This is a genomic window from Roseibium alexandrii DFL-11 (assembly GCF_000158095.2).
Classification (GTDB): Bacteria; Pseudomonadota; Alphaproteobacteria; order Rhizobiales; family Stappiaceae; genus Roseibium; species Roseibium alexandrii.
This window is the reverse complement of record NZ_CM011002.1, coordinates 3438467-3451268: the sequence shown is the minus strand read 5'-3', so window position 1 is coordinate 3451268 and position 12802 is coordinate 3438467. Positions and strand designations below refer to the sequence as shown.

Here is a 12802-nt window from a genome sequence, read left to right as displayed (position 1 = left end):
CGAAGACAAGCGTCAACCGACAGCTGTTAGAGTTCTGTCCAAGCCAAACTTGAGCCAGACTGCGATGTCAGCCAGTCTTTATCGAACCGATACCAGCTGCCTCCGCGCTTCTGATCATGTGCCCGTGAGATTGGCGTCCCCATAAGGTGGCACATCAGAAGTGTGCCGACCGCACCATGCCCGGTGAAGAGTACAGGATCTTCTTCTTTGACTGAGCGCAGAACGGCCCGAATGCCCGTAACAATGCGCATTTGTGCGTCAATCGCCCGCTCCCAGCCACGAATGGATCCGTCCGGGTTGGCAAAAAACTGATCTGCTGTGCGTTCAAATTCTTCCCGGGCCAGATAGCCGGTCGCGGACCGGTCATTTTCATGAAGCGCCTTCATGACCAGAGGCTTCAGCTCGAGGTGCCCTCCGACAATTTCAGCGGTTTCGACGGCCTTGACCTCGCCGCTGGAGACAATGCGCTGAAAGTCTTTTGCAAATGGCAGATCCGCGGCGAGGGCAGCGCGGTCGCGGCCAATTTCTGACAGCCGCCACTCCTGGATGGGGACATCCGGATCGATTTCGACTTCCGGATGGGTCAGATAAACACACCAAGTCATAAGGTTGTCTCCTCCAGCCAGCCGGTAATCAATTCATACGCAATGGAAATTGATGGCGGGATCATGTGTCCCTCCGGGTGGGTGCCTTCAATCATTTGGCGGACCTCGTCGCGGCTGCACCACTTGCAGGCCTCAAGTTCGTCGTCTTCGATGATAATGTCTGTCGATAGCGCATCACCAATGCAGCCGAGCATCAGATTGGCAGGAAAAGGCCAGGGTTGGTTGGAGATCAACCGGACCTCTCCTACCTCAATGCTGGATTCCTCAAGCGTTTCCCGCCGGACGGCCTGTTCGATCGTTTCTCCCGGCTCCATAAACCCCGCAAGTGTCGTGTAGATCCCTTCTGGTAGCCGAGGCGGGCGCCCCAGCAGAGCCCGGTCTCCGTCTGTGATCAGCATGATGACGCAGGGATCCGTGCGCGGAAAATGATGGGCGCCGCACGAGAGGCAATCGCGCCGGTATCCCGCTTCGCTCATGACCGTTTTTTCACCGCATTGCGAGCAATGCTTGTGCGTTCGATGCCAGTGGATCAGGGCGCGGGCTTGCGCCAACGCGCCGAGTTCTTCTGGAGGGAATGTCCGTTGGATGGCCAGCTGCCGTAGATCCTGCAAATGCAGGCTGGGCATCTCCGCCAGCTCTTCATCCTGCTGGCCAAGTGTCGTCGCAAAAACGGCCCGGCCCGTTTCGGGCCGTAATCCCAGGAAGACCATTTCTTCGCGCGATGCGCTCAGGCTCAAAACACTTTCGAGTGTGTGCCCGAACCGCGGAGGCGAGCCTGCCGGAAACACTAGCGTCCGCGGTGTCGACAAAACAATTTCGGTATCCGGCCGGTCCAGGAGCTCGCTCAAGTAGGCGCGGTCGCCGCGACGCGTTGACTGGCGGTCGAGCGTGTTCCCGAGAAAACTCATTTCCATGGCTGGCAGGTCGGCATCGGGCGCACGCATCAGGTAATCCTTGGGATAGGGAGAATTTGGTGAGGGGCCGGGTCAGTCGAAATCGGTTTCCGCGGCAAAGCTGTCCCGCAGGCGGTTTATCAAGTGTTCATCCGCAGCGTCTTCGTAAGGTTTTGGCGAAACTACTCCCCAAATCGGCCCCGGCCAAGCCGCGTCATCCCGGAAGCGAGCAATGACGTGAACATGGAGTTGAGAGACCTGGTTACCGAGAGCGCCAACGTTCAGTTTCTCGCATTCAGTTGCCGAGCGCAAAACTCGGCTGGCAAGCGCAATTTCCCGCATCAGCTGAAGCTGGTCATCTTCTTCCAAATCGATGATCTCAACCAGGTCCGGCTTGCGCGGCACCAGCAGCAGCCACGGATAATTGGCGTCCTTCATCAGCCGAACAGTTGATAACGGCAAATCCAGAACCGGGAGACTGTCTCCTTCAAGACGCGGATTGAGATCGAAAAAGCTCATTAGGTCAAACCGATACAGATATTAGGCCGACGGGGCGCGAACAGACTGACTTGGAATTTGTTATCTCACCATACGTCCAGTGCAGATGGGAAAGAAACCTCTTTTCACTCGGGAGGCATACGACGCTACAAAAATCATAGCTGGCGATATTTGCCACGAATGTCAATCTTGGATGACGTCACAAGATAATGAGGCGGAGTGTCTGCGAACTGCCGGCACTTTTCCGGCAAAGAAAAACCCGGAATTGCCTCTTGCCAACCACCCCATGAATCCTGATATAAGGCGCTCGGGAGGTTGGTGGTGGACGAGCCACTCGCCAACCGGGTCAGGTCCGGAAGGAAGCAGCCCTAACGAGCCTCGGCACGGGTCGCCGTGCCAGCCTCCCACCCTTCATTACGAGGAAAAAGCACAAGGCACCGCCGGATTTCCGCGGTGCTTTTTTGTCTTTTGAGCCGCTCCAGGGAAGTGCCTGTTAGCCATTCCAAGAAAACCGATAAAACCCTGTCCACCTTTTGAAAAAAATCGGTATGGTGCGGCTCATGGATGACACTGGCTTTCCGCAAGACGACACTGAAACCGGCCTTGGGCTGACGGGCGGGACCGGAACGGCGCCCGGCGCGGCCGAGGGCGGCGCTTACCGTGTGTTGGCGCGCAAATACCGCCCGAAGACCTTTGAAGATCTTGTGGGGCAGGAGCCCATGGTTCAAACGCTTGAAAATGCGTTTGATACAGGCCGGATCGCGCAAGCCTGGATGCTGACCGGTGTGCGCGGGGTTGGCAAAACCACAACCGCCCGCATTCTCGCCCGGGGTCTCAACTATGAGGTGCCCGGGGAAGCCGATAAGCCAACCGTCAAGCTGACGCAAGAAGGCACGCACTGCAAAGCGATCATGGAAGGCCGTCATGTCGATGTGATCGAGATGGACGCTGCCTCTCACACCGGCATCAGTGACATTCGTGAAATCATCGATGCAGCCCGCTACCGCCCGGCAACGGCGCGGTACAAGGTCTACATCATCGATGAGGTGCACATGCTCTCCAACGCGGCCTTCAACGGGCTGCTGAAGACGTTGGAAGAGCCGCCGGAGCATGTGAAGTTCATTTTCGCGACTACAGAAATCAGGAAAGTTCCGATCACGGTCCTTTCTCGCTGTCAGCGCTTTGATCTGCGCAGGATCGATCAGTCCAAGCTGATTGGCTTGCTGCGCCGGATCTCCGATGCCGAGGGCATTCAGATCTCCGATGAAGCCCTGATGTTGATCGCCAGAGCTGGTGAGGGCTCGGCGCGCGATTCGCTGTCGCTGCTCGATCAGGCGATGGCCCATGGCTCAGGTGCAATCGAAGCTGATGACTTGCGCCAGATGCTCGGACTTGCGGACCGCGCGCGGGTGATTGATCTCTTCGGCCACCTGATGGCCGGCCGGATAGAGGACGCGCTAGCCGAGCTGCAGGCGCAATATGAAATTGGTGCGGATCCGGCGATCATTCTGACAGATCTCGCCGATTTCACCCACCTCGTGACACGCATGAAAGTTGCACCAAAGTCTGCGGACGAGGCGTCGGTGACGGAAGCTGAGCGCGCCCGGGGTCAGGAGTTTGCCGAAAAGATCTCGGTCCGGCTTCTGTCACGCGTTTGGCAGATTCTGCTCAAGGGCGTTCAGGAAGTCCAGGCCGCCTCCAAGCCTCTGGCCGCGGCCGACATGGTGCTGGTGCGTCTTGCTTATGCGGCGGACCTGCCGGATCCGGGCGAATTGATGGCGCAGATCCAGAATGGCCAGATGCCGGCATCCAGCGGGGCACCGGTAGGAGCCTCTGGCGGTGGTGCAGCTCCGTCCGGCGGCGGGGGACAGGCAATGGCTGTTGGGGCGCGGGCGATGCCACAAGGCACCCCACAAGGTGGCCCGGTCATGCAGGCGTCTGGTCGGCCGCAGCTTTCCACCATTCAGGGCGGCATGCCCCAAACAGCGCCCGCGCAACAAAAGTCGCCACAGAACGCACCGGAGCCGGAACCCGCTCAGCCGCAATCTGCTTACAATCTAAAGAACCTGCACGACTGCGTCGCCTTGGCTTCGGAAAAGCGCGACATCCCGATGAAAGTTGCGATCCAGCGCCAAATGAGGCTTGTGAAATTCGAACCGGGCAAGATCGAGATCCAGCCGACCGATGATGCGCCTGCCGATATCGCCGGCGAATTCGGCCGCAAACTAACCGAATGGACAGGCCAGCGCTGGTTTGTCGTTGTGTCGCGGACGCAAGGCCGCCCCACGATCCACGAAGAGCAGGAAGCCAACCAGCAGCAGCTTCTGTCCGATGCAAAGTCCCACCCGACTGTGGCGGCACTTTTGGCCCAGTTTCCAGGCGCAAAGGTGATCGACGTGAAGGTGCAGTCGTCTGAAGAAGACGAAGCGGCCATGGCCGATCCGCTGGTCAACGATCCTTTGCTCAATGAAGCGCTGGGCAACGACGACGAAGACTAGGGGCAGTTGCCGTCTGTATTGCTCAAGCTTGCGCCTTGGCAATTGTTCTTCTAAACGCAGACCCCAAATAGTGAGAAACGGCGGGGACCGCCGGCCAGGTTTTCAAGGAGAGACCCGATGGACTTCCTCAAGATGATGAAGCAGGCCAAGGAAATGCAGGAGCAGATGGGCTCTCTGCAGGGACAGATCGAAGACATCGAAGCAGAAGGCTCTTCCGGAGCGGGCCTTGTCACCGTGCGCCTCAACGGCAAGGGCGAGCTGAAAAGCCTCACCATAGACCCGTCTCTTATGAAAGAAGGCGAGGGCGAGATCCTGGAGGACCTGATCGTTGCTGCGCACACCGACGGCCGGGTGAAGATCGATCAGGCAATCCAGGAAAAGACCCAGGAGATGATGGGCGGCCTCGGTCTGCCCGCCGGCATGAAACTGCCGTTTTAAGTTTTCTGGTTCGAGGTCGGAATAGAACAATGGGTGTCTTATTCTCGATGTCATTCCGGCCTTGAGCCGGGATCCACTCGCGATCCCACTTGTTGCAGAGCTAGAGCTTTCTGACAGCTTCCGTACAAATAATTTGGTCCCCGCTCAAGGCGGGGATGACAGCCAAGTGGGCATGACCAGTGCTGTAATCGCGAACCTTGGTTTTCTCCATGGCCTTCGTCATCCTCGGACTTGACCCGAGGATCCATACCGTTTCACCTCTCTTAGTGCCGTGATGGCTGTTCACTCACGGAATGGATTGCCGGATCACGTGCGGTAACGACGAATTGGGGGAAGTCTCGCCCCCGAAATAGTGTTGGGGAATGAGGGAATAGATGGCGCAGAAGCAGGTCGCAGGACCGGAAATCGAGCGGCTGATTCAGTTGCTGGCAAAGCTGCCGGGGCTGGGTCCGCGGTCGGCCCGCCGGGCCGCTTTGCACCTCATCAAGAAAAAGGACCAGCTGTTGGTCCCGCTGTCCGAGGCCATGGGCATTGCCGTTCGCGACATCGGCATCTGTTCGGTCTGCGGCACGGTCGACACGTCCGATCCTTGCACGATCTGTTCCGATGAAAAGCGGGACCCAAGCGTCCTGGTTGTCGTTGAAGACGTGTCCGATCTCTGGGCGCTGGAACGCGCAAGTGCCGTCAATGCCCGCTATCATGTGCTCGGCGGAACTCTCTCGCCGCTAGATGGCGTTGGCCCGGATGACCTGAACCTTGCCTCCCTGGTCGACCGTTGCGGCGCGCCGGAAATCCAGGAAGTGATTCTTGCGATCAGTGCAACCGTCGAAGGCCAGACAACAGCCCATTACATCATGGACCAGCTCGGTCACCTCGATGTTCATGTCACCAAACTCGCGCACGGCGTGCCGGTCGGCGGGGAACTCGACTATCTGGACGAGGGCACGCTTGCCCAGGCGCTTAAAGCGCGGACGCGATTTTGATATAAGCGGTACTAAAGGCTACTGCTCAAATCGAAACAACCGGCAATAGCCGTCATTCGGAATTGCGAACAATTCATTCGCCGAAGAAAAACCCGCTGCGCGCCCGGCAGTGAGCCAGCTGTGTGCGGTCTCCGGAAAATCGCAAGTCTCGATATGGGTCATCAGGCGTTCGAACCGTAATTCTGTGAGCGGCGGCGACCAATCCTCCCGGAATTTCTGTCTGTTTTGCCGGTTGAAGGCATCGATCGATATGCCCTCCGGCAAAACAGGTTCGAAGGAAAAGAACACACCGTTGGAGCTCAGTGCAGAGTGGATGGCCGAGAAAACCTGCGTTTTTTCTTCACTGCTCTGGAAATGATGTAAACACAGCCCGCACCAGATCACGTCATATGTGCCCGGGTTTTCAGAGAGCGTGGTGAGAATATCAATTTGCTCCAGCCGCGCGTCAAAAGGCGCGTCTTCCAGGTTTTTTGTGGCGATTTCCAATGCCTGCGGCGACAAGTCAACGCCGAGATAGTTTTTGACGGTGGTTTTTCGAAGAGCACGGGACATGACATCCGCATCACCGCAGGCAAGATCCAGAAACCGGAAGCCAGCGGAAAACCGCGCAATGATCTCACGAACCAGGACGTTCGAAACCTCCTGATGAAAGAGCAGATTATAGTCGACCAGCGTCCGGTAAATCTGCCAGTCGGTTTCGAAAATGGTTGCCGGATCCAGGTCTGTCGCGACAGGTGTTGCAGCTGGATCGTGTGCTTTGATCATTGGCGAATCAACAATCTATGAGGGCGTAATAAGGAACTTCATCTTAAGATACACTTGATGTTGAAGGAACGAAAGCAGCCTTGATCACCATATATGACCTGAGGAATGATGACACAAACGTAAGTGCCCTAGTTTCTCTCTCAAGGATTGTTGCTCATGTTCCCGAACCCAGTGTTGCAAGCACCGGCACCAATCGTGACCCGCAGGCTTCGTCTGAGGGCGCCGAAGCTTGAGGATGCGTTCGAGATCGATCCAATCTACAACGATTTTGAAGTCGCCCGCTGGATCAACGTCCCTCATCCGTGTCCGACCGGATTTGCTCTTGAGCGGTTTCAGCGGTTTCTGATCTTTCCGCCGCACGAGCGCTGTTTCATCGTCTCAAAAAAATCAGACAAGAAACAAAAGGCCATCGGCCTCATTCTGGCAAACTGGACGGATGCCGAAAAACCGCCGATCATTGGCTTCTTTCTGGCATCGAGATTTCACGGAAAAGGCTTTATGGGCGAAGCCCTGGATGCGGCCCTCAAGGAGCTGTTTAAGCTGACTGACGCCGAGGCGATTCGAGCATCTTTTTATGACGGCAACATCGCCTCGGATGTTCTGCTGAAGAAGAAGAGGTTCAAGCCGGTTGGAACCAGCATGGATTTCAATCGGGCTACCGGCAAGACAGAGAAGCAGACGGATCTCATTCTTACCCGATCTGTTTTTGAGGCTGAGTGATCCTTTTCTGTGGCCACTTGCGCGGAGTCAGATCCGCACTTATCTCGAGGCGGTCGATCACAACTCATTGAAGGCAAGAATGTTCCAGTCCGCCAGCCGTGCCATGTCCCAGGTGTTCGAGCGCCCGTTTCGCGCTGTCTTCTGGAAAATGCTTGGCTTTACGCTGGCCGTTCTCGTGGTCATTTGGATTGCGTTGCAAGGGCTGGTCGCGGGGTTCGTCGCGTTGCCTTATCCGTGGCTGGAAACGGCGCTGTCCGTTCTGACTGGCATCGGGGCTGTTTTTGCACTTGGGTTTCTGATTGCACCGATTTCCGCGCTGTTTGCCGGTCTGTTTCAGGACGAGATCGCAGACATTGTCGAGGCGCGGGATTATCCCGGGGATCGGCCCGGCGAGGCTCTGCCGCTTTCCAAGTCAATCCCTCAGACAATCAAGTTCACCGGCGTCGTGATCCTCGGCAACCTCTTTGCGCTTGTGTTGCTTTTGGTGCCAGGGATCAATCTCGTAGCGTTTTTCCTGGTGAACGGTTATCTGCTGGGCCGCGAGTTTTTCGAGTTCGCGGCCATGCGTTTCATGCAACCGGAGGAGGCGCGTGCTTTCAGAAAGGCGCGTGGCGGTACGGTTTTCCTCGCAGGCGTGGTCATTGCCGGCTTGCTGGCAGTGCCGATCCTCAACCTGGTAACGCCGATTTTTGCCACCCTGTTCATGATGCATCTCTTCAAGCGGCTTGAACGAGGTGGTGGCAAGGCGCAGTTTTCCCGCTAGGGTTTTACAGTCCCTTTAGCGCTCGAAGACATGATGCCGTGTTGTTTGTGAAGTTGCGCATGGCTATTTACATCAAGAGCTTTTTTCAAATGTTTTCAGTGGCCGGCCTCGACGGGATCTCTCGAGCGCTGGGCTGGGCCATAGTTGGGGCACTCGTTCTGGGAATGCTTGCAGCGGCCCTGAGTGCCGCGGCAATAAGCACGTTTGCAGAAGAGTATTTTCTGCATTTGGTCTTCAATGCTGCGCAGTCGATTGGCCTTGTTATTACCCTGATCGTATCGACCTACATTTTCGCGCCGACTTCCATGCTTTACGGATTATTATTCCAGGATAGGGTGGCCCGTTCCATCGAAACTTCCGACTATCCTCAAGATGCGCCGGGAATTAGGGTTTCCGGGCTTGGACCGCTCTTTCGCGCTGTTTTGGCCTTGGTAGGGCTGATGGTGGTGTTTATCGTCACCGCATTGGTTGCGGCGTCAGCAGGCCCACTCGTCGGGGCCTGTTTTTTTGTATGCGTCGCCGGAGCTTTGATGGGGCGAGATCAATTCGTATCAATTGGACAGCGCCATGTTTCCCGCCTCGAAGCCAAACGCCTCCGCAAAGCAAATGGATGGGGTGTACTCTTTGCAGGAATTTCGACGGCGCTCCTGTTGGTTGTTCCTGTCTTGAACCTTATGACGCCGGTTTATTCTACGATACTGATGACCCATCTTTTTAAGAAAGTGGCTTGCGCATCCAGTGCCTGACTGCGCAGGGTCGCATCAGGGGAACGGCATGCAGGAACTGCTCAACAACATTGCGAACGCGGCGCTCAAGTCGGAAGACAAGGGGCAGGTTGCGACCTACATTCCCGAGCTTGCCAAGATCGATCCCAATCAGTTCGGCATATCGATTGCGCTGGCGAACGGGGATGTCTTTTCCGCCGGTGATGCACATGTCCCGTTTTCCATCCAGTCGGTGTCCAAGGTTTTCGCGCTGGCACTTGCTCTTGGCCGGGTGGGAGATCAGCTTTGGCAACGTGTGGGACGGGAGCCCTCCGGTCTGTCTTTCAACTCGATCCTGCTCTTGGAGAAAGAAGAGGGCATCCCGCGCAATCCTTTCATCAATGCCGGTGCACTGGTCGCGACCGATACTTATCTAGCCGGATCGTCTCCGCGTGAGGCCCTTGGCGAGTTGGTGCGCTTCATTCGCGCAGCAACGGATGACGAGAGCATTCATATCAATGAGAGCGTTGCAAGCTCAGAACTTGCCACCGGTCATCGAAACTTTTCGCTCGCGCATTATCTTGCGTCTTTCGGCAATCTTCGCGCATCAGTCGACAAGGTCTTGGGCACCTACTGTCACCAATGCGCGGTCGAGATGACATGTACGCAGCTCGCGCTTGCCGGCCGGTTTCTTCTCGAAGGGACAGATATGCCAAAGCTCGTGTCCAGCGAGCGGCGGCGGCGGATCAACGCCTTGATGATGACCTGCGGTCACTATGACGGATCGGGCGATTTTGCGTTCCGGGTCGGTCTTCCGGGCAAGAGCGGTGTTGGTGGCGGGATCCTGGTGATCGCTCCGGGCAGGGCCTCGATTGCTGTGTGGTCGCCGGGGCTTAACAAATACGGCAACTCCAAGCTGGGGACTGAGGCGATGGAGCGCATTGCTCACGAGACCGGCTGGTCCGTGTTCGGCATGCCGCAATCTTGTTCAAGAAGTACGTGAGTGACGCAAACGGAAAGCGGTCTTTGCAGTGAGTCGTTTCTTGCTCTGACCGAAAAAATACAACGCTGTCTACGTCTCAAACGGTGCCAATGCGCGGCAAACCGGCGCAATATCTGGTTTTCTGACAGTCACCTAACCCATTTAACCGATTCACAGGTCGTTTTTCGCGATATAGACCTATAGGATATTTTGACGTACGGCGGCGTTGGCGCTAGAACCCTCTAGACAACGCCTTGAAATGCTTACGTTTGCGTAAACGTAAGAATGCGTCGCACGGGAGAGGAAATCCATGTCGAACGCCGATTTGCGGGGCAACCGCCCGCTGTCGCCCCATCTTCAGATCTATAAACCCATTCTGACGATGGTCATGTCGATCTTGCACCGCATCACCGGAGCGGCGCTGTATTTCGGCACCATCCTTTTGGCCTGGTGGCTGATCGCAGCCGCTGCGGGCCCGGCCTATTTTGATTTCGTCAACGCGATCTACGGTTCGATTATCGGCCGGCTGGTTCTGTTCGGCTTCACCTGGGCACTCGTTCACCACATGCTAGGCGGCATTCGCCACTTCATTTGGGACATGGGCGCCGGGTTTGAAAAAGATGCCCGCGAATGGCTCGCCAAGGCCACGATCATCGGCTCCGTTTCCCTGACGCTGATCCTTTGGATCATCGGCTACGCAGTTCGCTAAGGAGACCGTCATGAGCGATATGCGCACGCCTCTCGGTAAAGTTCTCGGCCTCGGCTCTGCCAAGGACGGAACCGACCATTTCTGGAAACAACGCCTTACAGCTGTTGCGAACGTGTTCCTGATCTCCTTCTTCGTGATCCTGGTGATTTCGATGCAAGGATCTTCGCATGGCGATGTTGTCGAGACCCTGCAAAACCCGCTGGTCTCCATCATCCTTTTGTTGGTGATCCTGTCTGGCGTCTATCACATGAAGCTCGGGATGCAGGTCATCATTGAGGATTACATTCACGGCGAAGCTCTGAAGTTCCTCACAGTGATGGCCAACACGTTCTTCTGCGTCTTCATCGGTTTCGGCTGCATTTTTGCAGTGCTTAAGATTGGCTTTGGAGGTTAACCCGTATGGCCAAGACCTACGAATTTGTCGACCACACATACGACGTGGTTGTTGTTGGCGCCGGTGGTGCTGGCTTGCGCGCAACGCTTGGCATGGCCGAGCAGGGTCTGCGCACCGCTTGCATCACCAAGGTGTTCCCGACCCGCTCGCACACCGTTGCAGCCCAGGGCGGGATCGCTGCGTCGCTGACCAACATGACGCCGGACTGCTGGGAATGGCACATGTACGACACGGTCAAGGGCTCCGACTGGCTCGGTGATACCGATGCCATGGAGTATTTGGCCCGCGAAGCGCCGAAGGCGGTTTATGAGCTGGAGCATTACGGCGTTCCATTCTCCCGGACCGAAGATGGCCGCATCTATCAGCGACCGTTTGGCGGTCACATGCAGAATTACGGTGAAGGTCCTCCAGTGCAGCGCACCTGTGCAGCCGCTGACCGGACCGGTCACGCGATCCTGCACACGCTCTACGGCCAGTCCTTGCGTCACAATGCGGAATTCTACATCGAGTATTTCGCACTTGACCTGATCATGTCCGAAGACGGCGTGTGCCAAGGCGTGATTGCGTGGAACCTTGACGACGGCACCGTCCACCGATTTGCGGCGAAAATGGTTGTGCTGGCGACCGGCGGATATGGCCGGTCCTATTTCTCCGCCACGTCCGCACACACCTGTACCGGTGACGGCGGCGGCATGGTGGCCCGCGCTGGTCTGCCGCTTCAAGACATGGAATTCGTCCAGTTCCACCCGACGGGAATCTATGGCTCAGGCTGTCTGATCACGGAAGGTGCCCGCGGTGAAGGTGGCTATCTGGTCAACTCCGAAGGCGAGCGCTTCATGGAGCGCTATGCGCCGTCCGCGAAAGATCTGGCATCGCGCGATGTCGTGTCCCGTTGCATGACCATGGAGATCCGCGAAGGCCGCGGTGTCGGCAAGAACAAGGATCATATTTTCCTGCATCTGGATCACCTGGATCCGGCGATCCTCGCCGAGCGCCTGCCGGGCATCTCGGAAAGCGCGAAGATCTTTGCCGGTGTTGATGTCACCAAGGAGCCGATCCCGGTTATCCCGACGGTGCACTACAACATGGGCGGCATTCCGACCAATTATTGGGGCGAGGTGCTCAACGCCAACTCCGATCATCCGGACCGGATCCAGCCGGGCCTGATGGCTGTCGGAGAAGCCGGCTGTGCGTCTGTTCACGGCGCCAATCGCCTTGGCTCCAACTCGCTGATCGACTTGGTGGTCTTTGGCCGCGCGGCGGCGATCAAAGCCGGTGAGGTTGTTGATCCGAAGGAAGCTGTTCCATTGCCGAATGAAGCATCTTGTGAGCGGATCATGGATCGCTTCGACAAGCTCAGGAACGCCAGTGGTTCCACGCCGACTGCTGAGCTGCGAGACCAGATGCAGCGTGCCATGCAGGAAGATGCAGCGGTTTTCCGGACCCAGGAAACGTTGGCTCAGGGCTGCAAGCGGCTCGATGACATCTGGAAGAGCATGAGTGATCTAAAGGTCTCCGACCGCTCCATGATCTGGAACTCCGATCTGGTGGAAACACTTGAGCTGGAAAACCTGATGGCGAACGCGATCACCACCGTTTACGGCGCCGAAGCCCGGAAAGAGTCCCGCGGTGCACATGCCCGTGAGGACTATAAGGACGGAGACTTTGCTGGCCGGAACGACGTGGACTGGCGCAAGCACACGCTGGCTTGGGTGAATGAAGCGGGCGACGTCAAGCTGGACTACCGTCCGGTCGTGACCGAGCCGCTGACCCCCTTCCAGAACGGCGGCATCGATCCGAAGAAGATCGCGCCGAAAGCACGCGTCTACTGATCGGAACGAAGTTGGCTC

The 12802-nt window shown here is 57.0% G+C and carries 14 protein-coding genes and 1 other RNA gene; 11 read left to right on the top strand and 4 right to left on the bottom strand.

The genetic code is table 11. From position 1 onward, the window contains the following. Window positions 1-26: 26 nt before the first annotated feature. Genes SADFL11_RS15910 through SADFL11_RS15900 form a run of 3 tightly spaced genes read right to left on the bottom strand, consistent with a single transcriptional unit; the run spans window position 27 to window position 2017 of the window. Window positions 27-605: a histidine phosphatase family protein gene (locus SADFL11_RS15910; RefSeq protein WP_008197024.1), complete on the bottom strand. Its 579-nt coding sequence runs from the start codon at window positions 603-605 to the stop codon at window positions 27-29. Then, window positions 602-1549 carry an NAD(+) diphosphatase gene (nudC, locus tag SADFL11_RS15905; RefSeq protein ID WP_050776025.1) on the bottom strand — a complete coding sequence of 316 codons (948 nt, stop codon included), beginning with the start codon at window positions 1547-1549 and terminating at the stop codon, window positions 602-604. Before nudC ends, SADFL11_RS15910 begins: the two co-directional genes overlap by 4 nt. A gap of 42 nt (window positions 1550-1591) precedes the next feature. After that, entirely contained in the window at window positions 1592-2017 is a 426-nt protein-coding gene (locus tag SADFL11_RS15900) for an HIT domain-containing protein (protein ID WP_008193136.1), read from the bottom strand. Between the two features lie 289 nt (window positions 2018-2306). Here SADFL11_RS15900 and ffs point away from each other — a divergent pair. The 4 genes from ffs (at window position 2307) to recR (ending at window position 5915) form a co-directional block, all read left to right on the top strand. Further along, window positions 2307-2404: signal recognition particle sRNA small type (ffs, locus tag SADFL11_RS15895), an RNA gene on the top strand. Window positions 2405-2556: 152 nt separating this feature from the next. Further along, window positions 2557-4494, top strand: coding sequence for a DNA polymerase III subunit gamma/tau (locus tag SADFL11_RS15890; protein WP_209002624.1), 1938 nt, complete (start codon window positions 2557-2559; stop codon window positions 4492-4494). Window positions 4495-4611: 117 nt separating this feature from the next. Continuing rightward, window positions 4612-4932 (top strand): YbaB/EbfC family nucleoid-associated protein, encoded by a 321-nt coding sequence (locus SADFL11_RS15885; protein WP_008194365.1) that lies wholly within the window; start codon window positions 4612-4614, stop codon window positions 4930-4932. A 374-nt stretch (window positions 4933-5306) separates the two neighbouring features. Next, complete coding sequence (gene recR, locus SADFL11_RS15880; protein WP_008192287.1) at window positions 5307-5915, top strand: recombination mediator RecR; 609 nt, start codon at window positions 5307-5309, stop codon at window positions 5913-5915. An 18-nt stretch (window positions 5916-5933) separates the two neighbouring features. Here recR and SADFL11_RS15875 read toward each other — a convergent pair whose 3' ends face one another. Beyond that, a complete protein-coding gene (locus tag SADFL11_RS15875) occupies window positions 5934-6680 on the bottom strand; it encodes a class I SAM-dependent methyltransferase (RefSeq protein ID WP_008190179.1) in 747 nt (248 codons plus the stop codon). Between the two features lie 156 nt (window positions 6681-6836). On the opposite strand from SADFL11_RS15875, the gene SADFL11_RS15870 reads away from it, so the two are divergent. The 7 genes from SADFL11_RS15870 (at window position 6837) to sdhA (ending at window position 12784) form a co-directional block, all read left to right on the top strand. Continuing rightward, a complete protein-coding gene (locus SADFL11_RS15870) occupies window positions 6837-7400 on the top strand; it encodes a GNAT family N-acetyltransferase (protein WP_008193707.1) in 564 nt (187 codons plus the stop codon). A 79-nt stretch (window positions 7401-7479) separates the two neighbouring features. After that, entirely contained in the window at window positions 7480-8163 is a 684-nt protein-coding gene (locus tag SADFL11_RS15865) for a sulfate transporter family protein (RefSeq protein ID WP_008195840.1), read from the top strand. A gap of 59 nt (window positions 8164-8222) precedes the next feature. Continuing rightward, window positions 8223-8909, top strand: coding sequence for an EI24 domain-containing protein (locus SADFL11_RS15860; RefSeq protein ID WP_008195921.1), 687 nt, complete (start codon window positions 8223-8225; stop codon window positions 8907-8909). A 28-nt stretch (window positions 8910-8937) separates the two neighbouring features. After that, window positions 8938-9870 carry a glutaminase gene (locus tag SADFL11_RS15855; protein ID WP_008194454.1) on the top strand — a complete coding sequence of 311 codons (933 nt, stop codon included), beginning with the start codon at window positions 8938-8940 and terminating at the stop codon, window positions 9868-9870. Window positions 9871-10159: 289 nt separating this feature from the next. After that, window positions 10160-10558, top strand: coding sequence for a succinate dehydrogenase, cytochrome b556 subunit (sdhC, locus tag SADFL11_RS15850; RefSeq protein WP_040451324.1), 399 nt, complete (start codon window positions 10160-10162; stop codon window positions 10556-10558). A 10-nt stretch (window positions 10559-10568) separates the two neighbouring features. Continuing rightward, entirely contained in the window at window positions 10569-10952 is a 384-nt protein-coding gene (gene sdhD / locus SADFL11_RS15845) for a succinate dehydrogenase, hydrophobic membrane anchor protein (protein ID WP_008195546.1), read from the top strand. A gap of 5 nt (window positions 10953-10957) precedes the next feature. After that, window positions 10958-12784: a succinate dehydrogenase flavoprotein subunit gene (gene sdhA, locus SADFL11_RS15840; protein ID WP_008194435.1), complete on the top strand. Its 1827-nt coding sequence runs from the start codon at window positions 10958-10960 to the stop codon at window positions 12782-12784. Window positions 12785-12802 lie beyond the last annotated feature (18 nt).